The 26,586-nt window shown below is 70.1% G+C and carries 19 protein-coding genes; 12 read left to right on the top strand and 7 right to left on the bottom strand.

Going from position 1 to position 26,586, the window contains the following annotated elements; all coding sequences use genetic code 11:
- Window positions 1–125: 125 nt before the first annotated feature.
- The 7 genes from ACFVXA_RS09890 to ACFVXA_RS09860 all read left to right on the top strand — a co-directional run bounded on the left by ACFVXA_RS09890 (window position 126) and on the right by ACFVXA_RS09860 (window position 10,205).
- Entirely contained in the window at window positions 126–1,325 is a 1,200-nt protein-coding gene (locus ACFVXA_RS09890) for an ROK family transcriptional regulator (RefSeq protein ID WP_362017287.1), read from the top strand.
- A gap of 133 nt (window positions 1,326–1,458) precedes the next feature.
- Window positions 1,459–2,556: a substrate-binding domain-containing protein gene (locus ACFVXA_RS09885; protein ID WP_362017613.1), complete on the top strand. Its 1,098-nt coding sequence runs from the start codon at window positions 1,459–1,461 to the stop codon at window positions 2,554–2,556.
- A gap of 183 nt (window positions 2,557–2,739) precedes the next feature.
- On the top strand, window positions 2,740–3,531 hold the full coding sequence (locus ACFVXA_RS09880) for an ATP-binding cassette domain-containing protein (protein WP_362017289.1): 792 nt from the start codon (window positions 2,740–2,742) through the stop codon (window positions 3,529–3,531).
- Window positions 3,528–4,820 carry a sugar ABC transporter permease gene (locus ACFVXA_RS09875; protein WP_362017292.1) on the top strand — a complete coding sequence of 431 codons (1,293 nt, stop codon included), beginning with the start codon at window positions 3,528–3,530 and terminating at the stop codon, window positions 4,818–4,820. The genes ACFVXA_RS09880 and ACFVXA_RS09875 overlap by 4 nt, the downstream gene beginning before the upstream one ends.
- A gap of 252 nt (window positions 4,821–5,072) precedes the next feature.
- Window positions 5,073–7,004: a 1-deoxy-D-xylulose-5-phosphate synthase gene (gene dxs / locus ACFVXA_RS09870; RefSeq protein ID WP_362017294.1), complete on the top strand. Its 1,932-nt coding sequence runs from the start codon at window positions 5,073–5,075 to the stop codon at window positions 7,002–7,004.
- 149 nt (window positions 7,005–7,153) lie between these two features.
- Window positions 7,154–8,677, top strand: a complete 1,524-nt coding sequence (locus tag ACFVXA_RS09865) for an amino acid permease (RefSeq protein WP_362017296.1) — start codon at window positions 7,154–7,156, stop codon at window positions 8,675–8,677.
- Window positions 8,678–8,750: 73 nt separating this feature from the next.
- Complete coding sequence (locus ACFVXA_RS09860) at window positions 8,751–10,205, top strand: ArnT family glycosyltransferase (RefSeq protein WP_390024547.1); 1,455 nt, start codon at window positions 8,751–8,753, stop codon at window positions 10,203–10,205.
- Between the two features lie 111 nt (window positions 10,206–10,316).
- On the opposite strand, the gene ACFVXA_RS09855 is transcribed toward ACFVXA_RS09860, so the two are convergent.
- The 3 genes from ACFVXA_RS09855 to ACFVXA_RS09845 form a co-directional block, all read right to left on the bottom strand.
- Window positions 10,317–10,688: an NTP pyrophosphohydrolase gene (locus ACFVXA_RS09855; RefSeq protein ID WP_362017300.1), complete on the bottom strand. Its 372-nt coding sequence runs from the start codon at window positions 10,686–10,688 to the stop codon at window positions 10,317–10,319.
- Window positions 10,689–10,748: 60 nt separating this feature from the next.
- Window positions 10,749–12,176, bottom strand: a complete 1,428-nt coding sequence (locus ACFVXA_RS09850; protein WP_384017616.1) for an FG-GAP repeat protein — start codon at window positions 12,174–12,176, stop codon at window positions 10,749–10,751.
- Window positions 12,177–12,274: 98 nt separating this feature from the next.
- Window positions 12,275–13,258 carry a hypothetical protein gene (locus ACFVXA_RS09845; protein ID WP_389752267.1) on the bottom strand — a complete coding sequence of 328 codons (984 nt, stop codon included), beginning with the start codon at window positions 13,256–13,258 and terminating at the stop codon, window positions 12,275–12,277.
- Window positions 13,259–13,571: 313 nt separating this feature from the next.
- Here ACFVXA_RS09845 and ACFVXA_RS09840 point away from each other — a divergent pair, with 313 nt between their 5' ends.
- The 5 genes from ACFVXA_RS09840 (at window position 13,572) to ACFVXA_RS09820 (ending at window position 20,173) form a co-directional block, all read left to right on the top strand.
- A complete protein-coding gene (locus tag ACFVXA_RS09840) occupies window positions 13,572–15,743 on the top strand; it encodes a HAMP domain-containing protein (protein WP_362017306.1) in 2,172 nt (723 codons plus the stop codon).
- Between the two features lie 10 nt (window positions 15,744–15,753).
- Window positions 15,754–17,514 carry a poly-gamma-glutamate synthase PgsB gene (gene pgsB, locus ACFVXA_RS09835; RefSeq protein WP_390024545.1) on the top strand — a complete coding sequence of 587 codons (1,761 nt, stop codon included), beginning with the start codon at window positions 15,754–15,756 and terminating at the stop codon, window positions 17,512–17,514.
- Window positions 17,511–17,993 (top strand): poly-gamma-glutamate biosynthesis protein PgsC/CapC, encoded by a 483-nt coding sequence (locus tag ACFVXA_RS09830; RefSeq protein WP_327432493.1) that lies wholly within the window; start codon window positions 17,511–17,513, stop codon window positions 17,991–17,993. The genes pgsB and ACFVXA_RS09830 overlap by 4 nt, the downstream gene beginning before the upstream one ends.
- 18 nt (window positions 17,994–18,011) lie before the next feature.
- Window positions 18,012–19,073 carry an NlpC/P60 family protein gene (locus ACFVXA_RS09825; RefSeq protein WP_362017311.1) on the top strand — a complete coding sequence of 354 codons (1,062 nt, stop codon included), beginning with the start codon at window positions 18,012–18,014 and terminating at the stop codon, window positions 19,071–19,073.
- 83 nt (window positions 19,074–19,156) lie between these two features.
- The gene (locus tag ACFVXA_RS09820) at window positions 19,157–20,173 is read left to right on the top strand and encodes a hypothetical protein (RefSeq protein ID WP_383738429.1); all 1,017 of its coding nucleotides are present in this window, start codon (window positions 19,157–19,159) and stop codon (window positions 20,171–20,173) included.
- Window positions 20,174–20,342: 169 nt separating this feature from the next.
- On the opposite strand, the gene ACFVXA_RS09815 is transcribed toward ACFVXA_RS09820, so the two are convergent.
- The 4 genes from ACFVXA_RS09815 to ACFVXA_RS09800 form a co-directional block, all read right to left on the bottom strand.
- Window positions 20,343–22,475 carry a 3-hydroxyacyl-CoA dehydrogenase NAD-binding domain-containing protein gene (locus ACFVXA_RS09815; protein ID WP_362017313.1) on the bottom strand — a complete coding sequence of 711 codons (2,133 nt, stop codon included), beginning with the start codon at window positions 22,473–22,475 and terminating at the stop codon, window positions 20,343–20,345.
- A complete protein-coding gene (locus tag ACFVXA_RS09810) occupies window positions 22,472–23,692 on the bottom strand; it encodes an acetyl-CoA C-acyltransferase (protein WP_362017315.1) in 1,221 nt (406 codons plus the stop codon). The genes ACFVXA_RS09815 and ACFVXA_RS09810 overlap by 4 nt, the downstream gene beginning before the upstream one ends.
- A 539-nt stretch (window positions 23,693–24,231) precedes the next feature.
- A complete protein-coding gene (locus ACFVXA_RS09805; RefSeq protein ID WP_390024543.1) occupies window positions 24,232–25,503 on the bottom strand; it encodes an HRDC domain-containing protein in 1,272 nt (423 codons plus the stop codon).
- Window positions 25,504–25,692: 189 nt separating this feature from the next.
- Window positions 25,693–26,355 carry a response regulator transcription factor gene (locus tag ACFVXA_RS09800; protein ID WP_019073943.1) on the bottom strand — a complete coding sequence of 221 codons (663 nt, stop codon included), beginning with the start codon at window positions 26,353–26,355 and terminating at the stop codon, window positions 25,693–25,695.
- Window positions 26,356–26,586: the final 231 nt, after the last annotated feature.

The following is a 26,586-nucleotide window of genomic DNA, read 5'->3' as shown; positions in this document are numbered from 1 at the left end:
TGCTCATCCGCGCCGGATGCAGCTCAACCTCTTGACGGGAGGTAACCCAAACAGCTCAGCTTAGAGTTCACTAGTTGGACATAGGCGGGGCCTCATCGTGGCGGCCTCGTACGCGGGAGGTCGTCGTGGAGACTCCGGGGTCGCAGTCGTCGCTGCACCGAGCCAATCTGGAGCGCGTCGTACGTGCGGTGCGCCTTGCCGGTTCGCTCACGCAGGCGGAGATCGCGAGGACGACGGGCCTGTCCGCCGCGACCGTCTCCAATATCGTCCGTGAACTCAAGGACGGCGGAACAGTCGAGGTCACACCCACTTCGGCGGGCGGTCGCAGGGCCCGCAGCGTCAGTCTGAGCGGGGACGCCGGCATCGTCATCGGGGTCGATTTCGGGCATACGCATCTGCGTGTCGCGGTCGGGAACCTCGCCCATCAGGTGCTGGCCGAGGAGTCCGAGCCGCTGGATGTGGACGCCTCCGCCGCGCAGGGCTTCGACCGGGCGGAAGAGCTGGTCAGCCGTCTGATCGCGGCCACCGGGGTCGACCGGACCAAGATCGCGGGCGTGGGGCTCGGCGTGCCGGGCCCGATCGACGTCGAATCGGGCACGCTCGGCTCCACCTCCATCCTGCCGGGCTGGACCGGCGCGCGGCCCGCCGAGGAGCTGCAGGGGCGGCTCGGCGTGCCCGTGCACGTGGACAACGACGCCAACCTGGGCGCGCTCGGCGAGATGGTCTGGGGGAGCGGGCGCGGGGTCAAGGACCTGGCGTACATCAAGGTCGCCAGCGGCGTCGGCGCGGGCCTGGTGATCGACGGCAAGATCTACCGCGGGCCGGGCGGCACAGCGGGCGAGATCGGTCACATCACCCTCGATGAATCCGGCCCCGTCTGCCGTTGCGGCAACCGGGGCTGCCTGGAGACCTTTGCCGCCGCGCGTTATGTGCTGCCGCTCCTCCAGTCCAGTCACGGCACCGACCTGACCATGGAAGGCGTGGTCAGACTGGCGAGGGACGGGGATCCGGGCTGCCGCCGTGTGATCGCCGACGTCGGTCGCCACATCGGCAGCGGAGTCGCGAATCTCTGCAATCTGCTGAACCCCAGCCGGGTGGTCCTCGGCGGCGATCTGGCCGAGGCCGGAGAGCTGGTTCTGGGGCCCATCAGGGAGTCGGTCGGCCGCTACGCGATCCCCAGCGCCGCACGTCAACTCTCGGTGCTTCCAGGGGCCCTTGGGGGCCGCGCCGAGGTGCTCGGCGCGCTTGCTCTCGCGCTCAGCGAGATGGGCGATTCGACCCTTTTGGATGGCTCGCTGTCCGCTGCGGCTCCCGCCTTCACTTAGAGAACGCATGGCACCGTTGCCATCTCGTTAAGTATTTACTTCTTGACGTCGCACGCGTGGCCGAGTTGACTTCCAGCCACCTCGGCCGCAACGACGCGGCCTCGTCAGGGAGGTTTCTGAAGTGAACACGCGTATGCGTCGTGCCGCTGTTGCCGTTGCCGCTGGTGCGATGGCCGTTTCGCTGGCCGCCTGTGGCAGTGCCAAGGAGTCCGGCAACAAGAGCGACAGCTCCAGCTCTGCCAAGAAGGGCGACGCGATCAAGGTCGGTCTGCTCCTTCCCGAGAACCAGACCGCGCGTTACGAGAAGTTCGACAAGCCCCTGATCACGAAGAAGATCAAGGAGCTGACGAACAACAAGGGCGAGGTCGTCTACGCCAACGCCAAGCAGGACGCCAGCACGCAGAACCAGCAGGTCGACACGATGATCACCAACAAGGTGGACGTGCTGATCGTGGACGCTGTGGACGCTGCCGCCATCAAGAACTCGGTGCAGAAGGCCAAGGACGCCGGTATCCCGGTCGTCGCCTACGACCGTCTCGCGCAGGGCCCGATCGACGCATACACCTCGTTCGACAACGAGACCGTCGGCAAGACCCAGGGTGAGGCGCTCCTGAAGGCTCTTGGCTCCAAGGCCAAGAGCGGCAAGATCGTCATGATGAACGGCTCGGTCACCGACCCGAACGCCGCGCTCTTCAAGAAGGGCGCCCACTCCGTCCTCGACGGCAAGGTGAACATCGGCAAGGAGTACGACACCAAGGAGTGGAAGCCGGAGAACGCCAACTCCAACATGGAGGGCGCCATCTCGGCCCTCGGCAAGAAGAACATCATCGGCGTCTACTCCGCCAACGACGGCATGGCCGGCGGTATCATCACCGCCCTCAAGGCCGCCGGCATCTCCGTCCCGGTCACCGGCCAGGACGCCGAGCTCGCGGGTGTGCAGCGCATCGTCGCCGGTGAGCAGTACATGAGCGTCTACAAGCCGTACGCCCCCGAGGCCGACGCCGCCGCCGAGATGGCCGTCGCGCTCGCCCAGGGCAAGGCGCTCGACACCGTCGCCAAGGACAAGGTCGACAGCCCGACCAACAAGGCCATCCCGTCGGTGCTCGTCCCGGTCACCTCGCTGACCAAGGACAACATCAAGGACACCGTCATCAAGGACGGCGTCTACACGGTCAACGAGATCTGCACCTCGGCCTACGCCGCGGACTGCAAGAAGATCGGCCTGCAGTAAACCTCCGCAAGTCTCTATCCACGTACGGGAATTCGCTCTTGAATTCCCGTACGGGACTTGCGTAATCGAGCCCCTCCGGCGCCCCGCATCCAACAGCCCCGCAAGCTAGGCGGGGCGCCGGACGGTACACCCCCCCTCCAAAACTTTCTGCACAACCTCCCGCCGGGTCAGGCGGCGAAGGAGATGGTTCACGTGTCCGCTACGCCTGTTCTGGCGTTGCGCGGGGTCTCCAAGCGATTCGGTGCCGTCCAGGCGCTCACCGACGTAGAGCTTGAGGTCCACGCCGGTGAAGTGGTCGCCCTGGTGGGCGACAACGGCGCCGGAAAGTCCACGCTGGTCAAGACGATCGCCGGCGTGCACCCCATCGATGAGGGCGCCATCGAGTGGGACGGCAAGCCCGTCCAGATCAACAAGCCGCACGACGCGCAGTCGCTGGGCATCGCGACGGTCTACCAGGACCTCGCGCTGTGCGACAACATCGATGTCGTCGGCAACCTCTACCTGGGCCGCGAGCTGAAGAAGCGCGGCATCCTGGACGAGGTCGAGATGGAGCGCCGCTCGCGCGAGCTGCTGGACACGCTGTCCATCCGCATCCCCAGCGTCCGTATCCCGATCGCCTCTCTCTCCGGTGGTCAGCGCCAGACGGTGGCGATCGCCCGTTCGATGCTCGGTGAGCCCAAGCTCGTCATCCTCGACGAGCCCACCGCCGCCCTCGGTGTCGAGCAGACCGCCCAGGTCCTCGACCTGGTCGAGCGGTTGCGAGAGCGCGGCCACGCGGTGATCCTCATCAGCCACAACATGGCTGACGTGAAGGCTGTGGCCGACAAGGTCGCCGTCCTGCGCCTCGGGCGCAACAACGGCGTCTTCGAGGTCAAGTCGACCTCCCAGGAAGAGATCATCTCCGCCATCACGGGCGCCACGGAGAACGCCGTGACCCGTCGCGCGGCGCGCAACAATGGGGAGGCTCAGAAGTGAGCATCGACAAGACCTCCGCCACCCCCGAGGACCACGCCGTGGAGAACCCCGAGGCGGCCGCCAAGGCGGTCACCGTGGTCGACCCCCGGCTGCTCGTCCGCGAGCAGGGCTTCGCGGGCTACCTCTCCGAGTTCAAGCGCAAGATGAAGTCCGGCGACCTGGGTTCCATCCCGGTCGTCATCGGCCTGATCATCATCTGGGCGATCTTCGCCAGCCTGAACTCGAACTTCCTCACCGCGGGCAACCTGTCCGACATCTCCGTCGCCATGGTCGGCACGGGCATGATCGCCGTCGGCATCGTCTTCGTACTGCTGCTCGGCGAGATCGACCTGTCGGTCGGTTCGGTCTCCGGTGTCGCGGGCGCCGCCTTCGCGGTGCTGAACGTCACGCACGGCATGAACGAGTGGCTGGCCTTCATCCTGGCCATCCTCACCGGCACGGTCGCGGGCGCCATCCACGGCTTCGTGTTCGCGCGCATCGGTGTGCCGGCCTTCGCCGTCACCCTGGCGGGTCTGCTGTTCTGGAACGGCTTCATGCTCCAGATCCTGGGCAGCAACGGCACCATCAACCTGGACAGCAACGGCGTCGTCGCCAAGCTGACCAGCTACTACTTCACCGATGTGGCCGCCGCCTACGTACTCGCGGTCGCCGTGACCGCCGTGTACTTCCTCAGCTCCTACTTCGGCAACCGTCGCCGTGAGGCCGCCGGGGTGCCGTCCGCGCCGCTGAGCGAGACCATCGCGCGCACCGTGCTGCTGGCGATCCTCGCCTTCGCCGTGGCGATCGTCTACAACCAGTACAAGGGTCTGCCGCTGGCCGTGGTGATCTTCATCGCGGTGCTGCTGCTCACGGACTTCGTACTGCGCCGTACCTCCTACGGTCGCAAGATCTTCGCGCTCGGCGGCAGCGTCGAGGCCTCCCGGCGTGCCGGTATCAACGTGGAGATGGTGCGGATCTCGGTCTTCGCGATCTCCGGCACCTTCGCCGCGGTCGGCGGTCTGTTCATCGCCTCGAAGATCGCCTCCGCCAACCAGGGCGCGGGTGCGGGTGACCTCCTCATGAACGCCATCGCGGCGGCCGTGATCGGTGGCACCAGCCTCTTCGGTGGCCGCGGCCGTACCTGGAACGCGCTGCTCGGCGTACTGGTCATCGTCTCGATCCAGTACGGCCTGGCGCTGGAGGGCATCGCCTCTCCGGTCCAGTACATGATCACCGGTGGTGTGCTTCTCGCCACCGTCGTCATCGACGCGGTGACGCGCAAGACCCAGAAGACCGCCGGTCGCGCGTAGCGATCCCGGTCCTCTGGGCCCATGACGAAGTGCCCGGTACCAACGGCGGTACCGGGCACTTCCATGTCCGGAGCCCAGCGCGCCGGTCCGTGAACGGGACGAGCGTGCGGTTGCGAAAGGAACGCGTGTACGGATGATTTACGGCCGTTCGCGTGACGTACAACGCGGAGCCCGGACGTCGTCATGAAAGGCGGAACATTAGACTCGACAGACCCGGCAAAGCTCGAACAGCTCAACTGCAAGGAGGCACGGGTGCCGCTGCTGACCCGCATCAGGGGACCGCGCGATCTGGACCGGCTCAGCCTGGAGCAGCTGGACCAGCTGGCCGGCGAGATCAGGACCTTTCTCGTCGACGCGGTCTCCAAGACCGGCGGCCACCTCGGCCCCAACCTCGGTGTCGTGGAGCTCACCATCGCCCTGCACCGCGTCTTCGAGTCGCCGAAGGACAGAGTGCTGTGGGACACGGGCCACCAGTCCTACGTCCACAAGCTGCTCACCGGCCGTCAGGACTTCTCGAAGCTGAAGATGAAGGGCGGCCTCTCGGGCTACCCGTCGCAGGCCGAGTCCGAGCACGACGTCATCGAGAACTCGCACGCCTCCACGGTCCTCGGCTGGGCCGACGGCTTGGCGAAGGCCAACCAGGTCCTGGAGCGCGACGACCACGTGGTCGCGGTCATCGGTGACGGCGCCCTCACCGGCGGCATGGCCTGGGAGGCGCTGAACAACATCGCGGACGCCAAGGACCGCCCCCTGGTGATCGTCGTCAACGACAACGAGCGCTCGTACGCGCCCACCATCGGCGGCCTCGCGAACCACCTGGCGACCCTGCGCACCACGGACGGCTACGAGCGCTTCCTGGCCCGCGGCAAGGACCTCCTGGGGCGCACCCCGGTCGTCGGCAAGCCGCTCTACGAGACCCTGCACGGCGCCAAGAAGGGCCTGAAGGACTTCATCGCCCCGCAGGGCATGTTCGAGGACCTGGGCCTGAAGTACGTCGGTCCGATCGACGGCCATGACATCGAGGCCCTGGAGTCGGCGCTCGCCCGCGCCAAGCGCTTCGGCGGCCCGGTCATCGTGCACTGCCTCACCGAGAAGGGCCGCGGCTACCAGCCCGCCCTGCAGGACGAGGCGGACCGCTTCCACGCCGTCGGCAAGATCCACCCGGACACCGGCCTGCCGATCGCATCCTCCGGCGCCGACTGGACCTCCGTCTTCGGCGAGGAGATGGTCAAGCTCGGCAGGGAGCGCAAGGACGTCGTCGCCATCACGGCCGCGATGCTCCAGCCGGTCGGCCTCGACAAGTTCGCCAAGGCCTTCCCGAAGCGGGTGTACGACGTCGGCATCGCGGAGCAGCACGGCGCCGTGTCCGCCGCGGGCCTCGCCACCGGCGGACTGCACCCCGTCTTCGCGGTCTACGCGACCTTCCTCAACCGTGCCTTCGACCAGGTCCTGATGGACGTCGCCCTGCACAGGTGCGGTGTCACCTTCGTCCTCGACCGCGCGGGCGTCACGGGCACCGACGGCGCCTCGCACAACGGCATGTGGGACATGTCGATCCTCCAGGTCGTGCCGGGCCTCAGGCTCGCCGCGCCGCGCGACGCCGACCAGGTCCGCGCCCAGCTGCGGGAGGCCGTCGACGTCAAGGACGCGCCGACGGTGGTCCGCTTCTCCAAGGGCGCGGTCGGGCCGGCCGTGCCCGCCGTGGGACGGATCGGCGGCATGGACGTGCTGCGCGCCCCGGGCACCGACGCGCCCGACGTGCTGCTCGTGTCCGTCGGCGCGCTCGCGCCGATGTGCCTGGAGATCGCCGACCTGCTCGACAAGCAGGGCATCTCCACGACGGTGGTCGACCCGCGCTGGGTCAAGCCGGTCGACGAGGCCATGGCCCCGCTCGCCGAGCAGCACCGCGTGGTCGTCACCGTCGAGGACAACTCCCGCGTCGGCGGCGTCGGCTCCACGATCGCGCAGGCCCTGCGCGACGCGGGCGTCGACGTCCCGCTGCGCGACTTCGGCATCCCGCCGCGCTTCCTCGACCACGCCTCCCGTGCCGAGGTCATGGCGGAGATCGGCCTGACCGCGCCGGACATCGCCCGCCAGGTCACCGGTCTGGTCGCCAAGCTCGACGGACGCTTCGCCGGTACCGCGGCGCAGGTCGTTGACTCGGTGGAGCCCGCGCGCGACTGACGTACCATCACGCAGGTCCAATGGGCCGGTTTCCGCACCCTGTACGGGTGGTGGAACCGGCCCGTTCGCGTGACATCACCCATGTCGGGGCATACGCAGCACGAGCCCCCTCGATCATGTCGAGGACGACAAGCGTGGGAGGTACGCCCGTGAGCAGCACCCTCTTCAGGACGAAGAAGGTCGAACAATCGATCTTGGACACTGAGGAGCCGGAGCACGCACTCAAGAAGTCGCTGTCCGCTCTGGATCTCACCGTCTTCGGCGTCGGTGTCATCATCGGCACCGGCATCTTCGTTCTCACCGGCAAGGTCGCCAAGGAGAACGCGGGCCCTTCGGTGTCGCTCGCATTCGTCGCGGCGGGAGTCGTCTGCGGTCTGGCCGCGCTCTGCTACGCCGAGTTCGCCTCCACGGTCCCGGTGGCGGGATCGGCGTACACCTTCTCGTACGCCTCGCTCGGGGAACTGCCCGCCTGGATCATCGGCTGGGACCTGGTCCTGGAATTCGCGCTCGGCACGGCGGTGGTCGCCGTCGGCTGGTCGGGGTATGTGCGCTCGCTGATGGACAACGCGGGCTGGCACCTGCCCGACTATCTCAGTGGGCGCGAAGGGACCGCCGGGTTCGGGTTCGACATCCTCGCCGCCGCGCTGGTGCTGGTCCTCACCGCCATCCTCGTCATCGGCGTGAAGCTCTCCGCCCGGGTCACCTCGGTCGTCGTCGCGATCAAGGTCACCGTCGTCCTGATCGTGATCATCGCGGGCGCCTTCTTCATCAAGGGCGGCAACTACCGGCCGTTCATCCCCGAGGCGCGGCCGCAGCCGGCCGGCGGCGGTCTGCAGTCCCCGCTCGTCCAGCTGATGTTCGGGTACGCGCCCACCAACTTCGGTGTGATGGGCATCTTCACCGCCGCCTCCGTCGTCTTCTTCGCCTTCATCGGCTTCGACGTGGTGGCGACGGCCGCCGAGGAGACGAAGAACCCGCAGCGGGACATGCCGCGCGGCATCCTCGGCTCGCTCTTCATCTGCACGGCGCTCTACGTCGCCGTGTCGATCGTCGTCACGGGCATGCAGAAGTACACCCAGCTGTCCGTCGACGCCCCGCTCGCCGACGCCTTCAAGGCGACCGGACACCCCTGGTACGCGGGCGTCATCAGCTTCGGTGCCGCCGTCGGTCTGACGACGGTCTGCATGATCCTGCTGCTCGGCCAGACCCGGGTCTTCTTCGCGATGAGCCGCGACGGACTGCTGCCGCGGTTCTTCTCCCGCGTCCACCCGAAGTTCCGCACCCCGCACCGGCCGACCATCCTGCTCGGCGTGATCATCGCGATCCTGGCGGGCTTCACCAGCCTCAGCACACTCGCCGAACTGGTCAACATCGGCACGCTCTTCGCCTTCGTCGTCGTCGCGATCGGCGTCGTCATCCTCCGCCGCACCCGCCCGGACCTGCCCCGCTCCTTCCGCACTCCGCTGGTGCCGCTGGTGCCGATCCTGTCGGTGCTCGCCTCGCTGTGGCTGATGCTGAACCTGCCCGCGGAGACGTGGCTGCGGTTCGCGATCTGGATGGTGATCGGCTTCGCCGTCTACTTCCTGTACGGGCGCTCGCACAGTCGTCTCGGCCGCCACGAGGAGACGCCGGCCGGCGGGGTTCCGAATCCGCCCGGCCACAACGCCGGGTAATCGGCCCGGTTGATGCCCCGGCCCCGTATGTCCCGCTTCGGTGGAGACTGCGGGGCCGGATAGCGTGCACCGTATGCTCGCCGAGGTCCTGGGTTCACCACGCTCCGTAGTCACGCCCCCGGTATCGGGCCGCGGTTACTGGAGACGGGTCCTGCCCGTACTGGTCCTGCTCGCCTGCGTCACCCGGGCCCCCTCCTTCGTACGGCCGCTGTGGAACCCGGACGAGGGCTATCTCGCCATACAGGCGCGGATGCTGGCGGCCGGGGGACGGCTGTACGAGACCGTCGTGGACCGCAAGCCGCCGTTCGTGCCGTGGTTGTACGAAGCGGCGTTCGCGCTGTGCGGCTCCGACTCGCTCACCTCGGTACGGGTCCTCGCGGTGCTGGCCCAGCTCTCGACCGCCGTGCTGCTGGCGTCCCTTGCCCGGCGCCGCTGGGGCGGGGCGGCGGGGCGCACGGCGGGCGTGCTGTACCTGCTGGCCTCCATCGGGCTCAACCCCGAGGACGCGCAGGCCGCGACCTTCGAGGTGTTCATGCTGCCGTGCACGGCCGCGGCGATGTGGTGCGCGGACCGGCGCCGCTGGGGTGCGGCCGGGCTCGCCGTCGCCTGCGCGTGTCTGACGAAGCAGACGGGCGGGGCGGTGCTGGTGCCGGTGGTGTGGCAGCTGTGGCGGTACGGCCTCTCGCGAACCGGGCTGGTGCGGCTGGGAGTTGGGATGGCACTTCCGGTCCTGTGCGCGGCGCTGCTCACCGACCCCTCCGGGTTCCTGTTCTGGACGGTCACCGGCTCGGCCGCGTACGCCGCCTTCACCGGGTCCGAACTGCACGTTCTGTTCCGGGGGTTGATCAACACGGCGATCCTGGCGGTGGCCTGCGCGGGGCTGATCCCGCCGGTCGTACGGGTGTTGCGGATCGCCCGCACCGGAGCGGCGGAGCTGTGGCTGTGGCTGGCCTCGTCGGCGCTGGCGGTCATGCTGGGCTTCCACTTCTTCGGGCACTACTACCTGCAACTCATCCCGCCCGTCGCCCTGTTGGCGACCGCCGCGCTGCAGATCCTGCCGCGTGACCGGCTGGCGACCGCGCTGTTCACCTCGGCCTGCTGCTGCACGCTGTTCCTGGCCTGGGGTCTGCTCGCGCCGCGTCCCGAACTCGCGCACGCGGAGCGCGTCGCGGAGGCGCTGGGGCACCGTACGGATCCCGGTGACCGGGTGCTGGTGTGGGGGATGCACCCCGAGACGTACTGGCTGGCCGACCGCAGGCCCGCGAGCCGCTTCCTCACCGCCGGGCTTCTGACGAACTACAGCGGGGGTCGCGACGGCCCCCAGGTCGGTGAGAAGTACGCCGTGGCCGGTGCTTGGCCCGCCTTCCGCGAGGAAATGACCACCCATCCACCCGCCCTGGTCGTCGACGACTCCCAGGGCAGGCCGTACGCCCCGGACCGCGTTCCCTCGCTGCGGCGCCTGCTGGCGGCGGACTACGAGGAGGCGGGGGCGGTGGACGGAGCGGTGCTGTACGTGCGAACGCCGTGAACCCTCAGGCCGCCCGGCGTTCGAGGACGAGACGGTTCAGGCCGATGCGGGGGTGTGGAGGCGGGGTGCCCAGGTACGGGACGGGCAGGGCCGAGGGGGCGGAAGGACCGCTCACGCGTCACCCCGTACCGTCCGCGGCCCCGCCACCTCCGCCCCCGACTCGGTGACCCTGCGCCGCAGTTCGCGGTCCGCCGTGACGACCAGGACCGGCCGGTCGCCGGCCTCGGCCACCAGCTCCACGATCTTGTCGTCGCCGCTGCCGGGAGCGTCGACGACGCGTACTCCCGGGACGGACTCCACGCCCCGGGCCGCGCCCTCGACCACCAGGACGAGCTCCATGGGACCGTCGTGCCCCGGGAGCCCGTCCCGGGCGAGCCGGTCGCGCAGTCGCTCCGCGGCGCCGCGGCGGTCCCGCCACCACCCGTCGGGCACCGACCCGACGACGTTCGCGGCGTCGACGATCACGAGCGAGGGGGCGGTCATGAGGCAAGGGTTGCACGCCCCGGGAGCGGATGCGGGACCGGCCCGCGGGAGACGGACGGGTCAGCGGCTGAAGGCCTCGCCGAAGTGGGCGGCGCCGGACGGGCCGGAGAGCGCGGTGACGTTGAAGCTGGTGCTGCCCGTTCCGGTGACGCCGCCGGCGGTGGCAGGCAGCCGCCACACGCGGCCCTTCCAGCTGTCCTCACCGTTGCCGCCGACCACGACCTCGCCGTCGGCCACGTGCACCGCGGCGCCGAAGTGGTCGCCCGCCTCCGACGTGCTCGGCACGTTCTTGGTGTTCTGCGTGATCACCTGGGCACCTGTGGTGGTGACGCCGTGCGGCCCGCCGCGCAGTACGGTGACCGCGCCCGCCCGGGAGGTGGCCTCAGGGTCGCTGCCGGTCTCCCACGGCGCGCCGATGACGAGGTCGTCGTAGCCGTCGCCGTTCGTGTCGCCAAGGACGACGTCGTCGCCGAACCGGTCGTTCTTCTCGTCGACTCCCGGCACGCCGGTGGTGGACTGCGTGAGAGTCCGCGGCGCGCGCGTCGTGCTCATGCCGCCCGGACCGCCGTAGGTCACGTAGACGGCGCCGCCGGGCGCGGCGGCCGTCCCCGGGTGGCCGTTCCCGCTGACGAAGTCCTGGTAGCCGTCGCCGTCGATGTCGCCGAACGCGCCCCCACCGGTCGCCTTGATGGTTCCCGCGTCGGTCAGGCCCGACGCCGAGCCCACGTAGAGGCGCCCGGTCGAAGTGAAGTCCCGCTCGTTGCCGTGGGTCACGATGTCGGCCACGCCGTCACCGGTCATGTCGCCCACGAACACCGTTCCGGGCGCGTACCCGTCGTCCTTCTCCTCGGTGTCGCGGAACTCGATGCGCTCGGGGGCGCCCGTGCGGTCGAACGGGCCGTGGTACACGGCCAGGCCCCAGGCGCCGTCCACCTGGGCGGGCGCGGCCAGGTCCGCGGTGCCGTCGCCGTCGATGTCGCCCACGTCGGCCTGGTAGTTGAACAGCCAGGGGGAACTCGGCGTCCCCTCGCCGCCCCCTGCCGCGGGCAGTTCGCCGGCGCCGCTCAGGCCGTTCGTGCCGCCCCACAGGACCGTCCACCTGGAGCTTGAGCGGACGAGGAGGTCGTCGTACCCGTCGCCGTTCAGATCCCCGTTGCCGCCGAGGTAGCCCCAGCGGCGCTCGGCGGTCGGATCGCCGGGCACGCCGTCGGTCGCCTGCGTGATGATCTGGCTGTGCGCGGTGTCGTACCCGGTGGCGGAGCCGTAGACGACGGTCACCGCCCCGGCCTGCCTCAGGCCGTCGACGGTCATGGTGGGAGCGGTGATCGCGAGATCGGGCCGGCCGTCACCGTTGAAGTCCGACGAGGTGCGGCCGGCGGCGGTGGGAGCGGCGGCCGCGGCGGCGGGGGCCAGTCCGGTCACGCCGAGAACCGTGGCCGCGGACAGGGCCACGGCGGCAGCCGAACGGGCATGGGTGCGTGCGGTCATCCAGATTCCCCCACATGACTTTCGAATCACGGGTGGCCGTCTTCGAACACCCACTGAACAGACCACTCGGTGATCGAAAGGTTGTATGCGGGACCGGCTCAGGTGCCCTTCGCCCACTGCGAGGTGACCGTACGGATGGCGGCCGCCGCCTGCGAGGTACGCGCGTCGCTCGTACGGACGGAGCGGGCGAACTCGATGTGCAGGAAGGGCACGTGCCGCGCGGCGGCCGTGCGGCCCTGGACGTTGTCGTGGCCCTCCAGGGGGCACGAGCGGACCCAGGCGCGGCACACCGCGAAGTCCCGGTCGTCCAGCGCGGCGGCGAGCCGGCGGCCTTCGGCGCGGCCCAGCGTGCCTTTGCCGGTGGAGGCGACGACGTCGTGGTCGGGGGCGGAGTCGTCGGCGAAGCCGTGCAGTTGGATGCCGGGCAGCCCGCGCCGGGCCAGCTCGTCGCACACGGCGTCGAAGACGGAGTCGCGCCGGTGGGCCATGTCCGCCGCGTCGCCCACCCCGGCCCTGCGGTGCGCGCCGGCGAGCACGAGCAACCCGCCGGGCGAGCCGAGCAGCACACGGGCGCCGAGCCGTTCGGTGTCCGCGTCGGCGACGGGGTGCGGCACCTGCACCGACCAGCGGACCGGCGCCGAGAGGTCGATGTAGACGCGGCCCCAGCCGCGCGGCGCGGGGCTCTCCTCGGTGCGGTCGGACAGCTCCGCGTACCGGCGTCCGGATGTGGAGTCGGTCACGGTACGCAGCTGGAAGTCGATGTCGGAGAGCAGGGCGCGGGCGCGGTCCGGGTGGCCGTCGAGGATCTGGCCCACGGCGTCGGCGACGGCCTGCCGCTCGTCCCGGCGCGGCTCGCGGTACCCGGAGTCCGGTCCGAACCCGGCGGTGAAGTCGGTGATCCGGCGCTCCACGCTGACGCCCCCGGGAGAGGCCGTGCCGGCCCGGTCCGGGGACGGGGCGCCCCCGCGCGCCTGACTCGCCCGGCCGAAACCGTAGGCGGCGAGCCCGGCCGCGAGTACGCCAAGGACCACGATCGTCGCCGCGACGCTGATCGTTTTCGCTCGGTTCACTGTCACACTCATGGCCGAACCCAAGATAGCCACAGAGGCGGCACAGGCTCACGCGGGGCGGGGCGGAGCAGCGGACAAGGGTAGGACGCGAGGGTTCCGTATGCCCGGCCCTGACCGGACACAAACAGATTTCCTACCTGTTTCTTTAAGATGTGCAACCCTTTGAGTCGTTTGGCTGTCTGATGAGAACGAGTGGCACACCTGTGCCCTCTGGGGCGTGCCGTGTCATTCGTGGCAGAGGTGTGCCCTGTAACTGCCTGAGAGGAGCACCCCGTTGGCCGCTGCGCGTCCGAAGCGGCGGCACAAGGTCCGCCGAAGGGCTGACATGTCCCTGATTGGCGGGATACGTCCACCCATAGCTGTCTTGTCCGTTCTGCTCCTCACGCTCGCCGGTATCACCGCTCTTACCCTGGGCAAACCGGACAGCGTCCTCGTCCCGAAGGCCGTACTGACCTCTCAGCAGTACGTCGCCGAGGACGGGGCCGTCGCCCTGCGGACCTCGCTCGACGAGTCCATCAGCGACCTCACCAACACGGCCACCCTCTTCAACGAGGGACAGCCCGTCTCCGCGGACACCGTCCTCGACAAGGTCGGCGACGTCTACCAGAAATGGCGCGGCACCGCCGTCATCGAGATCAAGTCGGGCAACCTGCTCGCCGCCCGTGGCGAGAACGTGCCGCTGACCGCGATCGACCGCACCAAGCTCTCCGCCAAGGACGGCCTCGCCCCCCGCATGGTGCGCATGGAGAACGGCCAGACCCGTCTGGTCATCCTCGCCGTGCTCTCCTGGAAGGGGCAGCCGCAGCAGCTCCTGGTCGCCTCCAGCAGCCTGACCTTCCCCGGAGTGAGCCTCTCCGGCGGACGCGCCATCGGCGTCGTCGACTCCACCGGACGGGTCCTCAGCAGCCACGGCAGCCTCGACGCCAAGCGTGCCCAGCAGCAGCTGAAGTCCTTCGCCTCGCTCGCCGCGAGGAAGGCCGAGCAGAACCCCATCACCGCCAAGAAGCCGGGCTCCGGCGGCTACACGGGCGTCAGCGGCCATCTGACCGGGGGCGCCACCCAGAACGTACGCACCGTCGGCGGATACGCCACACTCTCCGCGCCCGTCGCCGGTGACACCACCGTGGCCAGTGGCCTCGGGCTCACCGTCGTCACCCAGGTCGACGTCAGGGAACGCACCGCACAGCTCACCCGGCCCGCCTTCGGCATCGCGGCCGCCGGTGCCCTGCTGCTGATCGGCGGCCTCGCCATCATGCTGCTGCTCGGCACCGTGCAGCGCCCGCTGATCCGGCTGTTCCTGGAGAGCCGCCGGCTCACCCGAGGCGACCTCGCGCGCCCGGTGACCGTGCCAAGGGCCGGGGAGGCCGCCCGGGTCGGCTCCGCCCTGGAGCGGCTGCGGCTTCAGTTGCAGGGGGCCCCGGCCGACCCGGACGCTCCCGCGCCCCGCAAGGGTCTGGGAGCGCGCGCCCTGCTCGCCGTCTGTGCCGTGCTGCTGCTCGTGTGGTCGGCGCCGCTGATGCTGGTGCTCAACCGCGCCGACAGCTCCGTCCTCGTACCGAACCAGATCGTCCGCGACCAGAAGTCGCGCACCGCCACGGTCAGCGACCGGGTGCGCCGCGCCCTCAACGAGGGCCACGCGGACCTCTCCGCGGTGGCCGCGCTGATCGGCGACCGCACCTCCGCCGACGACATGAAGACGGTCCTGGCGCGCACCCTGGAGGACCACGACCGCTACCAGTCGCTGTACGTCCTCGGCGCCGACGGCAAGATCCTCGCCCAGGCCGGGCACACCCCCCACCACACGGCCGGCAAGGGCCCCTCCACCAAGTCCCTCGAAGTCACCGGCGAGGGCGGCAAGAAGCCCGTCATCACCGCCACCGCCGAGGCACCCGGACGGGACGGAGCCGCCGTGGTCGGCGAGTTCCGCATCGAGTTCCTGAACGCGCTGCTCAGCCGCCAGGGCATGGGCGACGTCCGGGTTCTCGACGCCAGGAACCGCGTCATCGGCGGGGACTCCGGCTACCTCGCCTTCCAGGACGCGCCCTCCTTCCTCACCCCGCTGCTCGGCAAGAAGGACGCCTACGCCACCGTCCAGCGCGGCGGCACCGTACGCGTCACGGCCGTGGCCCCCTTCACCGGCGGCGGCGAGGCCAAGTCCCTGCAGTGGAAGGTCGTCAGCTGGCAGCCCGCCTCTGGCCTCGCCATCCCCGAGTACAGCCTGCAGAACCGCACGGTCCTCGCCGGACTGCTCGGCCTGACCGCCGCCGCGGCCTGCCTGGGCTGGCTGCACATCGTCGTCGTACGCCCGCTGCGTGAACTGGCCCGCCAGGCCGAGGCGCTCGCGGGCGGCGACCGCAAGACCGTGCTCTATCCGCGCCACCACGACGAGGTCGGCGCCGTCGCCCGCAGCCTGGAGCTGATCAGACAGCAGCTCCAGGGGCAGCGGCGCGGACGCGACGGCGGGGCACGCACCCCCGCCGGAGTCGGAAGGAACTAGGACCCAAACCGTGCTTTTCCTCTACACCGTGCTCGTGGTGTGCGGAGCCATCCTGCTGATCGCCGGAATCGTCGAACAGCGGCGCCACTTCGTGAACCTCGACCACATCCCGACCCGCGTGCTCGTCAACGGCATCCGCGGCAAGTCGTCCATCACGCGGCTGTGCGCGGGCGCCCTGCGCGGCGGCGATCTGACGACCGTCGCCAAGACCACCGGCACCGCCGCCCGGTTCATCCACCCCGACGCCACGGAGGAGCCGGTCTACCGCAAGTTCGGCATCGCCAACGTCGTCGAGCAGATCGGCATCGTGCGGCGCGCCGCCGCATACAATCCGGACGCCCTCGTCATCGAGTGCATGGCCGTGATGCCGGCCCTCCAGGAGATCAACCAGTCCAAGCTGATCCGCTCCACCATCGGCGTGCTGTGCAACGTCCGCGAGGACCACCTGGCCGAGATGGGCCCGACCCTCGACGATGTGGCGCGCTCCCTGTGCCGGTCCATGCCCGAGGGCGGCATCTGCGTCACCGCCGAGAAGGATCGTTTCCACATCCTCCAGGAGGAGGCGGACACCCGGAACTGCGAGCTGATCTACGCCGACCCGGACACGGTCAGCGACGAGGAGCTGCGCGGCTTCAGCTGGTTCACCTTCAAGGAGAACGTCTCCATCGCACTCAAGGTCGCCGAACTCGTCGGCGTGGAGCGGCAGACCGCCCTCCAGGGCATGTACGACGCTCCGCCGGACCCCGGTGTCCTGTCCGTCGAGCGGTACGTCACCCACGACGACAAGAAGCTGCGCTTCGCCAACGTCTTCGCGGCCAACGACCCCGAGTCGACGCTGATGAACATCAACCAGCTGCTCGACCTCGGCGCCATCCACCGCCCGCTGAACGTCGTCATCAACTGCCGCCCCGACCGTGTCGAACGCAACGGCCAGATGGGCGAGATCATCCCTGAGCTCGACCCCGAGCAGGTCTTCGTGATCGGCCACCCGGCCAAGTCCGCCATCGACGCGATCCCGGCCGCGTACCGCGACCGCGCCGTCGACCTCGGCGGCGACCGGCGCGACCCCGAGGAGTTCATGGAGCAGCTCCTCGGCCGCCTCGGCGCCGACTCCTCGCTCGTCGCCATCGGCAACATCCACGGCCAGGGCGAGGTCCTTCTGGAGCACCTCGCCGAGCTTCCGGCGGACGAGACCCCCGACGACGTACGGGAGGAGCCCGCGGCGGCGGAGGCACCGGTCGCCCAGCACGTCGAGACAGTGCAGCTGTACGCGCCGCACCTCGACCCGTACCAGCCGTACTCGGAGGCGTACGAGGCCCGGTACACGCCGCACGCCGGTATCCATGTGCCGACGCAGCGCGACACGGAGCGGCCGTACCCGCAGCGGCAGTCACCGCCGCAGTCACACCAGCAGCCACAGCCGCCTCAGCCGTACGCCCCTCAGCAGCACGGGCAGCCCCAGCAGGGCCGGCAGTCCCAGCAGGACCGGCAGTCCCGTGAGCCCTGGCCGACCGCCGTCCAGGCGCCGGTCGCACCTCAGCAGCAACAAGGGGAGCCTCAGCGGTATCGCGGGGAACCCCAGCAGTACCACGGGGAACCTCAGCAGCACCGGGAGCCCCGACCGCAGCACCCCGAGACCCCGCAGCACCCCGAAACCCCGCAGCGCCCCGAACTCCCGCAGTCCCGTGGCCTGTTCGAGCCCCGCGTCCCGCCCGCGTCCCCCGCCGACGACTCTCAGCAGTGGCAGAACCCAGGAGAGCAGCACCGTTGATCCCCTCCGTCCTCACCCCCGAGATCGCCGCGATAGGCATCGCCATCGGGCTGCTCTTCTCGCTGGTCTGCTATCTGACGACCAACCTCTCGCCCGGCGGCATGATCACCCCGGGCTGGCTCGCGCTGACCCTCGTCGAGGACCTCCAGCGCGCCGCCATGGTGGTCGGCGTGACCGTGCTGACATACGTCGGCACCCTGCTGATGCAGAAGTTCGTGATCCTGTACGGCAAGCGGCTGTTCGCCGCGGTCGTGCTGCTCGGCGTGACGCTTCAGGCGACCGTGATGATCGTGCTGTCGCTCGAGTTCCCGCTGATGTACGCGAACCAGACGCTCGGTTTCATCGTGCCCGGCCTGATCGCCTACCAGCTGGTCCGCCAGCCCAAGGGCCCCACCCTGCTGGCCACCGGCTCGGTGACGCTCATGGCCTATGTCGTCCTCACCGCCGGAATCCTCCTCGGCGTCATGCCGTCCGCCTGACCACCGGAGTCGACCCACATGTCCCCCAAGAAGAAGCGCCCCGTCGTCCACGCCGTGACCGTGCTCGCACTGCTCGGCGCCAGCGGCTACCTCACGGTGGAGCTGCGCAAGGACGAGCAGGCCAAGGCGCCTTCGGTGCAGGCCGTCACGGACGAGCCGAACCTGGAGTCCAGCACCGGACAGCAGGGCGGCAAACAGACCTGGGAGCGCCTGAAGAACCCCGATCGCACGGTGTTGCGCGGGGCCAAGGGCCAGGTCCTCGGCACCTTCACGGACAACGCCCGCACCGCCACCCTGCGCGGCCCCTCCCGCACCTTCAGCGAGCCCGCCAACACCGCGTCCAAGGTGGTGACGGAGGACTGGGTGCGGCTGATGCCCGAGCCGTGGACCAAGGGCGCCGAGAAGGAGAAGTGGTTCAAGGACTGGTTCAAGCAGTACTACGGCAGCCAGGAGGACGACATCTTCGCGTACGCCTTCCAGTACGTGCAGGGTGCTCCGGTCAAGAAGGACGACGAGGGCATCCCGTACGCGGGGGACGCGGTGTTCGGCCCGTTCAAGGCGGACGGCGTGGACCGCCTGGAGCAGAACGACTTCTACGACTACCTCGGCATCTCGTACACCTTCCGCAGCGGCACCACCATGCCGGCCCGCCCGGAGCGCTACCGGGCCCTGGACTGCTCCGGCTTCATGCGGATGATCTGGGGCTACCGCGCCCGCTATCCGCTGATGGCCACCAACACCGCCGGCGACGGCCTGCCGCGCACCGCCGACGGCATGGCCCGCTCGAAGGTGGGCGTCGACGTCATCAAGATGCAGGGCCCCGCCCCTTGGTACACGCGCCCGAAGAACATCGACGTGCTGCAGCCCGGCGACCTGCTGTTCTTCAAGATGGACCACCGCACCGGCAACCACATCGACCATGTCGCCCTCTACCTCGGGCTGGACACCGACGGCCACCGCGTCTTCATCTCCAGCCGCAAGGAGGTCAACGGTCCGACGATGGGCGACAAGGGCGGCGCCTCGCGCATCGACGGCAACGGTTTCTACGCCGGGCTGTTCCGCAGCGCCAAGCGGCTGTGAGCGGATGGTGGGGAGGGCCCTGGGCGCGCTCGGGGGCGGCCCTCGGTGACCGGGCCGTCGCCGATTAAAGTGAACCGGTGAAGGTGAACGGCGACTGGCTCATACGCGGCCGCGACGGCAGGCTCAGTGCGTACCTGCTGTCGGAGGCCGCTGTCCGCTGCCGGGCCGAGCGCGGCCCCGGCGGCCCCTGGGACGCTCCGCGCACCGTGGGCGGCGACCAACGTGTGCATCCCGTGCTCGCCGTGGGCCAGGGCCCCGACGGCTACGCCCACCTCGTCTCCTGGCGCCCCACCGTCACCGGCGAGTCGGGCCTGGTCCACTCGACGCACTTCAGGCCGCGGCTGGCCGCCCTCGACTGGAACCCGATCGGGCACCCCGACAAGAAGGGCGACCGCACCGGCACACCCGCCGTCGCGGTCGACGCCGAGGGGCGCGCCCATGTCTTCGTACGGAACAAGGGCGGCGGGGTGAGCATGGTCGCCCAGAAGGAGAAGGGCGGCTGGGGCCCCTGGCGCGACCTCAAGGGGCGTGACGTGCACGAGGACCTGGCGGCCGTGACGGGGGAGTCCGGCCGCGTCGAGCTGTACGCGGCCGGGCCGGGCCGCCTCCTGCACTGGCGTCAGGAGGAGCCGGGCGAGCAACCGGTCCTGGAGGAGGAGCTGGAGACCCCCGCACGCCCCGGCACTCTCTACGCGCTCGCCACCTCCGCCGATTCGACCACCCTCTTCTTCACCGACGACAGCGGCGATCTGTGCGCCTGGCGTCCCGGCGCCAAGCCCGCGCCGCTGCTCGCCAGTGCCGGGCCCGGGCCCGTGTCCGCCATCCGCTGTGAACTCGACGGCCACGACTGCACGTTGGTCGGCCAGCGCTCGGCGAGCGGGCGGGTCGTCTTCGCCGCCTATCCGACCGAGCAGGAGTCGGCGGGGGCGTGGTGGGCCGAGTCCGGACCTCAACTCCCCGCCGATGCGCGGGTGTCGCTGGCCGAGGACGAGGACGGGCGGGTCGTCGCGGCGAGCCTCTCACCCGCGAGCGGGGACCTCCTCCTCACCCGCCGAAAGGCCGAGCCGGGCCTGGCCCTGGAGGCCTGGCGCCGCCCCTAGGGGCGCGGGGAACTGCGCAGTCTTTTGGCGGGGGTCTGGGGGCGGCAGCCCCCAGGTACGGGAATGGGTAGGGGAGGCGGGGGCGAAATACCCTCCGGTCCGGCACAAACGCCGGGTGCCCCGCACACCACGGAGGCGTACGGGGCACCCGGCGAACACAGCGGAGCGCTTACGCGGGGACGGAAGCCACACCCGTCTCCAGGAACCGCTTGCCGTTCACCCGCTCGGAGACGCCCTCACGGTCCAGGTAGGGAGTGATCCCACCCAGGTGGAAGGGCCACCCGGCGCCGGTGATCAGGCAGAGGTCGATGTCCTGCGCCTCGGCGACGACACCCTCGTCGAGCATGAGCCCGATCTCCTGGGCGACGGCGTCCAGGACGCGGTCACGGACCTGCTCCTCGGTGAGGACGACATCGCCCTGCTTCAGCAGCGCGGCGACCTCGGGGTCGAGCTCCGGCTTCCCGGAGTCGTACACGTAGAAGCCGCGCTTGCCGGCCTTGACGACGGCCGCGAGGTTCGGGGAGACCGTGAAGCGGTCCGGGAAGGCCCGGTTGAGGGTCTCGGAGACATGCAGACCGATCGCGGGACCGACCAGCTCGAGGAGGACGAGCGGGGACATCGGCAGACCGAGCGGTTCCACCGCCTTCTCCGCGACCTCGACCGGCGTGCCCTCGTCGATGACGTTCTGGATCTCGCCCATGAAGCGGGTGAGGATGCGGTTGACGACGAACGCCGGGGCGTCCTTCACCAGAACCGCCGTCTTCTTGAGCTTCTTGGCGACGGCGAACGCCGTGGCGAGCGACGCGTCGTCGGTCGTCTCGCCCCGCACGATCTCCAGCAGCGGAAGGATCGCGACCGGGTTGAAGAAGTGGAAGCCCACGACCCGCTCGGGGTTCTTCAGCTTCGACGCCATCTCGGTGACCGAGAGGGACGAGGTGTTGGTGGCGAGGATCGCGTGCGCCGGGGCGACCGCCTCGACCTCCGCGAACACCTGCTGCTTGACGCCGATCTCCTCGAAGACGGCCTCGATGATGAAGTCCGCGTCCGAGAAGCCCTCGGCCTTGTCAAGGACACCGGTCACCAGCGCCTTGAGGCGGTTGGCCTTGTCCGTGTTGATACGGCCCTTGAGCAGCAGCTTGTCGATCTCGGCGTGGACATAGCCCACACCCTTGTCGACGCGCTCCTGGTCGATGTCGGTCAGCACGACCGGCACCTCCAGGCGGCGCAGGAAGAGCAGAGCGAGCTGCGAGGCCATCAGGCCCGCGCCCACGACGCCCACCTTGGTGACCGGACGCGCCAGCTTCTTGTCCGGCGCGCCCGCGGGACGCTTGCCGCGCTTCTGGACGAGGTTGAACGCGTAGATGCCGGAACGCAGTTCGCCGCCCATGATCAGGTCGGCGAGGGCCTGGTCCTCGGCGTCGAAGCCCTGCTGGAGGTCGCCGTTCTTGGCCGCGGCGATGATGTCCAGCGCGCGGTACGCGGCCGGGGCCGCACCGTGCACCTTGCCGTCGGCGATGAAGCGGCCCTTGGCGACGGCCTGGTCCCAGGCCTCGCCGCGGTCGATCTCCGGCCGCTCCACGGCGATCTCGCCCTTGAGGACGGCCGCCGTCCACAGCAGCGACTGCTCCAGGAAGTCGGCGCCCTCGAAGATCGCGTCGGCGATCCCGAGCGCGTGGACCTGCTCGCCCTTGAGCTGCTTGTTCTGGTTGAGCGAGTTCTCGATGATCACCGAGACGGCCTTCTCCGCACCGATCAGGTTCGGCAGGATCGTGCAGCCGCCCCAGCCCGGGACCAGGCCCAGGAAGACCTCGGGGAGCGAGAAGGCGGGGAGCGCCGCGGAGACCGTGCGGTACTGGCAGTGCAGACCGACCTCGACGCCGCCGCCCATCGCCGCGCCGTTGTAGTACGCGAAGGTGGGGACCGCGATGCCCGCGAGGCGCTTGAAGACCTCGTGGCCGCCCTTGCCGATGGCGAGCGCGTCCTCGTGCCTCTTGAGCAGCTCGACGCCCTTGAGGTCGGCGCCGACCGCGAAGATGAACGGCTTGCCGGTGATACCGACACCGACGATCTCGCCGGCCGCGGCCTCCGCCTCCACCTGGTCGATGGCGGTGTCGAGGTTCGCCAGCGACGCCGGACCGAAGGTGGTCGGCTTGGTGTGGTCGAAGCCGTTGTCCAGCGTGATCAGGGCGAAGCGCCCGGCGCCGAACGGCAGATCCAGATGACGTACGTGCGCGGACGTCACGACCTCGTCCGGGAACAGCTCGGCCGCGCCCTTCAGAAGCTCAGCGGTGGTGGTGCTCACTTGTCGCCTCCGTCGAAGTGCGGGTTCTCCCAGATGACCGTCGCGCCCATGCCGAAGCCGACGCACATGGTGGTCAGGCCGTAGCGGACGTGCGGCTGCTCCTCGAACTGGCGGGCCAGCTGCGTCATCAGACGGACGCCGGAGGAGGCCAGCGGGTGACCGAAGGCGATCGCGCCGCCGTACTGGTTGACGCGCGCGTCGTCGTCCGCGATGCCGTAGTGGTCGAGGAAGGCCAGGACCTGGACGGCGAAGGCCTCGTTGATCTCGAAGAGGTTGATGTCCCCGATCGACAGACCGGCCTTGGCGAGGGCCTTCTCGGTCGCCGGGATCGGGCCGTAGCCCATCACCTCGGGCTCGACGCCCGCGAAGGCGTACGACACGAGCCGCATCTTGACCGGCAGGTCGTTCTCGCGGGCGAAGTCCTCGCTCGCGATGATCGACGCGGTGGCGCCGTCGTTCAGACCGGCGGCGTTACCGGCCGTGACGCGGCCGTGGACGCGGAACGGCGTCTTCAGACCGGCCAGGTTCTCCAGCGTGGTGCCCGGCCGCATCGGCTCGTCGGCGGTGACCAGGCCCCAGCCGGTCTCACCGACCTCCGCGTTGGTGTTGCGCACCGAGATCGGCACCAGGTCCTGCTGGATCTTGCCGTTGGCGTACGCCTTGGCGGCCTTCTCCTGCGAGCGCACCGCGTACTCGTCGGCGCGCTGCTTCGTGATGTGCGGGTAGCGGTCGTGCAGGTTCTCCGCGGTCATGCCCATGAAGAGGGCGGACTCGTCGACCAGCTTCTCGCTGACGAACCGCGGGTTCGGGTCCACGCCCTCGCCCATGGGGTGGCGGCCCATGTGCTCGACACCACCGGCGATGACGGCGTCGTACGCACCGAAGGCGATCGAACCGGCCGTGGTGGTGACGGCGGTCAGCGCGCCCGCGCACATGCGGTCGATGGAGTAGCCCGGGACGGACTGGGGGAGCCCGGCGAGGATGCCGGCCGTGCGGCCCAGCGTCAGACCCTGGTCACCGATCTGCGTGGTCGCGGCGATGGCGACCTCGTCGATCTTCTGGGGGTCCAGGCCGGGGTTGCGGCGCAGCAGCTCCCGGATGGCCTTCACGACGAGATCGTCGGCGCGGGTCTCGTGGTAGATGCCCTTCGGGCCCGCCTTGCCGAACGGGGTGCGGACGCCGTCGACGAAGACGACGTCCCTGACGGTACGAGGCACGATGGCTCTCCTCCAGATGCGGGATGGCACTGCTGCGCGGCGCACACGCCTGAGCGCGCGCTCACCCCCACATGCTACTTACGAGTAACCACCCTGCCCAGCCCCGGAGGCGGGAGCGGCGAAGGTCACATGGAAACCCCGCTGCTGGAGCGCCCCTTCACGGGCGCGGGGAACCGCGCGACAAGCCGGATACGGCCCCCGCACACCTGTGGACGGCCCGCAGAGCCGTGGATGGAGTGCCACGCCGGGGAGCCGCTGCAGAGCCGTAGATGGAGTGCCGTAGACGGAGTGCCACACTGCGGAGCCGCCGCAGAGCCGTGGATGAGGTGGCACGCCGGGGAGCCGCCGCAGACCCCGAGGCCTGCTCTCACCCGACGAGTCGGCCCTCCGGGATCTTGGCCTGATCTCGACGTTCCTGTCCCGCTGGAGTGGCGCGCTGACACGCCCCTTCAGGGGCACGGCGAACCGCGCGAGCAGCCGAGGGCCACCCGCGGTCGCCGCAGGACCGGACCACCTACGGCGCCGCGCGTCCTGTCACGTCAGCTCGTCGCGGACAGCGCGGCCACCAGCACCGGCGTCACCTGCTCGACCTGCCAGGGCCGTGCCCCGTATCCGGCGAGAGCGGCCGCGACCGACTCGGGGTCGGGGCTCGGCGGCTCCCAGCACACCCGCCGCACCGTATCCGGCGTGATCAGGTTCTCCTGCGGCATGGTGAGCTGCTCGGCCAGCGCCGACACGGCGGCCCGCGCGGCGGAGAGCCGGGCAGCGGCGGCCGGATCCTTGTCGGCCCAGGCCCGCGGCGGCGGCGGCCCGGTCACCGGCTGACCCGGCTGCGGCAGCTGGGAGTCGGGCAGCGTCTTGGCGCGGTCGACGGCGGCCTGCCACTGCTCCAGCTGGCGGCGGCCCATGCGGTGCCCGAACCCGTTCAACGCGGCGAGCGCGTGCACATTGGCCGGGAGAGCGAGCGCGGCCTCCACGATGGCCGCGTCCCCCAGCACCTTGCCCGGCGAGACGTCCCTGCGCTGCGCGACCCGGTCCCGGGTCTCCCACAGCTCCCGTACGACCGCCATCTGCCGGCGGCGGCGCACCTTGTGCATCCCCGACGTACGGCGCCAGGGATCCTTGCGCGGCGGCGCGGGCTCGGCCTGGGCGATCGCGTCGAACTCCTGCCGGGCCCACTCCAGCTTGCCCTGCCGGTCCAGCTCCTTCTCCAGGGCGTCGCGCAGGTCGACGAGCAGCTCCACGTCGAGCGCCGCGTAGCGCAGCCAGGGCTCGGGCAGCGGGCGCGTCGACCAGTCGACGGCGGAGTGCCCCTTCTCCAGGACGAAGCCGAGCACGCTCTCGACCATCGCGCCGAGGCCCACCCGGGGGAATCCGGCGAGCCGCCCGGCCAGCTCGGTGTCGAAGAGCCGCGTCGGCACCATGCCTATCTCGCGCAGACAGGGCAGGTCCTGGGTGGCCGCGTGCAGCACCCACTCCACTCCGGAGATCGCCTCGCCGAGGCCCGAAAGATCGGGGCACCCGACGGGATCGATCAGTGCGGTCCCCGATCCCTCGCGGCGCAGCTGGACCAGATAGGCGCGCTGGCCGTATCGGTATCCGGACGCGCGTTCGGCGTCGACGGCGACGGGGCCGGATCCGGCGGCGAAGGCGGCGATCACCTCGGCGAGCGAGGCGTCGTCGGCGATCACGGGCGGAATGCCGTCTCGGGGCTCAAGCAAAGGGATCGGCGCCGGTTCGACGTCGTCCGGAGGGGCGCCTCCGGTGGTTCGCAGTGAGCTGTCTGCTGCGGTCTCTTGGGCGTCGGTCACCTGTCAAGGGTATCTGTGTATGGACTACGCCCGCCGACGGAACGTTCCGTCGACGGGCGTCTGAGGGTCGTAAACCAGTCAGGTCGGTGAAAGATCCGGTTCACGATCGGGGGAAGGGCGGTTCGCGGTGAAGGGGTGGCGGGCAATGCGCCGGGGCAGGGCCAGTGGAGGGAGAGGGGCTGGGCGCGGTCAGTGGATGATTCCGGTGCGCAGGGCCACCGCCACCATCCCGGCGCGGTCGCCCGTGCCGAGCTTGCGGGCGATGCGGGCGAGGTGGCTCTTGACGGTCAGCGCGGACAGGCCCATCGAGACGCCGATGGCCTTGTTCGACTGGCCCTCCGCCACCAGCCGAAGCACCTCGACCTCGCGGCCGGAGAGCTCGCGGTAGCCGCCCGGGTGGCTCGGGGCGCCCGGGGGGCGGCGGTGCATACGGGCGGCGGCAGAGCCGATGGGCGCGGCGCCCGGCCGGGTGGGGAGCCCGACGTTCGTACGGGTGCCGGTGACGACGTAGCCCTTGACGCCGCCCGCGAGGGCGTTGCGCACGGCACCGATGTCGTCGGCGGCGGAGAGGGCGAGGCCGTTGGGCCAGCCCGCGGCTCTGGTCTCGGACAGCAGGGTGAGCCCGCTGCCGTCGGGCAGATGGACGTCGGCGACACAGATGTCGCGCGGGTTGCCGATTCGGGGACGGGCCTCCGCGACGGACGACGCCTCGATGACGTCGCGCACTCCGAGCGCCCACAGATGGCGGGTGACGGTGGAGCGGACCCGGGGGTCGGCCACGACCACCATGGCGGTCGGCTTGTTCGGGCGGTAGGCGACCAGGCTTGCGGGCTGCTCGAGGAGAACGGACACCAGGCCTCCTGGGGTGCGGGACGGGGCCGGCTCTGGGGATGAAGCCGGGACGAACCGTGCTTTCAAGGTCACAGACGTCTTCGGCACCAAACCTGGCGAACTTTAGAGAATGATCACGATGTGGTGAGTAACAATCCGTGCAATTCGGACACGCGATCGATCATCCGAAGATCAAACCGAGTCGCTCCACGTCGATACGCGGCCGAAAGTGGCCGTATCGACAAAGAAACG

The sequence above is a fragment of the Streptomyces sp. NPDC058246 genome (genome assembly GCF_042881985.1).
Lineage (GTDB): Bacteria > Actinomycetota > Actinomycetes > Streptomycetales > Streptomycetaceae > Streptomyces.
The sequence above is the reverse complement of the archived record's forward strand: the minus strand, read 5'-3'. Positions and strand labels throughout refer to the sequence as shown.

What these genes read in the sequence shown, in the direction of transcription:
- ACFVXA_RS09845 (WP_389752267.1), bottom strand. Translation starts at nt 13,258, where the DNA reads ATGAGTGTGACAGTGAACCGAGCGAAAACGATCAGCGTCGCGGCGACG.
- ACFVXA_RS09850 (WP_384017616.1), bottom strand. Translation starts at nt 12,176, where the DNA reads ATGACCGCACGCACCCATGCCCGTTCGGCTGCCGCCGTGGCCCTGTCC.
- ACFVXA_RS09885 (WP_362017613.1), top strand. Translation starts at nt 1,459, where the DNA reads ATGCGTCGTGCCGCTGTTGCCGTTGCCGCTGGTGCGATGGCCGTTTCG.
- ACFVXA_RS09855 (WP_362017300.1), bottom strand. Translation starts at nt 10,688, where the DNA reads ATGACCGCCCCCTCGCTCGTGATCGTCGACGCCGCGAACGTCGTCGGG.
- ACFVXA_RS09860 (WP_390024547.1), top strand. Translation starts at nt 8,751, where the DNA reads ATGCTCGCCGAGGTCCTGGGTTCACCACGCTCCGTAGTCACGCCCCCG.
- ACFVXA_RS09880 (WP_362017289.1), top strand. Translation starts at nt 2,740, where the DNA reads ATGGTTCACGTGTCCGCTACGCCTGTTCTGGCGTTGCGCGGGGTCTCC.
- ACFVXA_RS09825 (WP_362017311.1), top strand. Translation starts at nt 18,012, where the DNA reads ATGTCCCCCAAGAAGAAGCGCCCCGTCGTCCACGCCGTGACCGTGCTC.
- ACFVXA_RS09840 (WP_362017306.1), top strand. Translation starts at nt 13,572, where the DNA reads ATGTCCCTGATTGGCGGGATACGTCCACCCATAGCTGTCTTGTCCGTT.